This window comes from Streptomyces zaehneri, assembly GCF_032248645.1.
Taxonomy (GTDB): domain Bacteria; phylum Actinomycetota; class Actinomycetes; order Streptomycetales; family Streptomycetaceae; genus Streptomyces; species Streptomyces coriariae.
The window spans coordinates 1-399 of the sequence record NZ_JASTTJ010000079.1 but is presented as its reverse complement, the minus strand read 5'-3'; the positions used below and the strand labels follow the sequence as shown (position 1 = coordinate 399).

1 pseudogene is annotated in these 399 nt (G+C 59.1%); it reads right to left on the bottom strand.

From position 1 onward, the window contains the following. A pseudogene (locus tag QQM72_RS40720) lies at window positions 1-345 on the bottom strand (cytochrome b); the annotation flags it as partial. Window positions 346-399 lie beyond the last annotated feature (54 nt).

Here is a 399-nt window from a genome sequence, read left to right as displayed (position 1 = left end):
GAACAGCAGTGCAGCCCAGTGGTGGACCTGGCGGATAAACAGGCCACCGCGTACCTCGAAGGAGATGTCTAGAGCAGTGTGGTACGCCGCGGACATTTCCACGCCGTTGAGTGGTGCGTATGCGCCGTCGTAGATCACCTTCGAGAGAGAAGGGTCGAAGAACAGCGTGAGGTACACACCGGACAGCAGCAGGATGACGAACGCGTACAGTGCGATCTCACCCAGCATGAAGGACCAGTGGGTCGGGAATACCTTGTTGATCTGTGGGCGAATCAGGCCAGAGGCCGTGTATCGCCCATCGATGTTGTTTGCCGCCTGGCTGAGGCGGGAAGTCTTAGTGGTCATGAACGGCGCTCCCAGAAAGCAGGGCCAACAGGCTCGACGAAGTTGCCCTTGGCG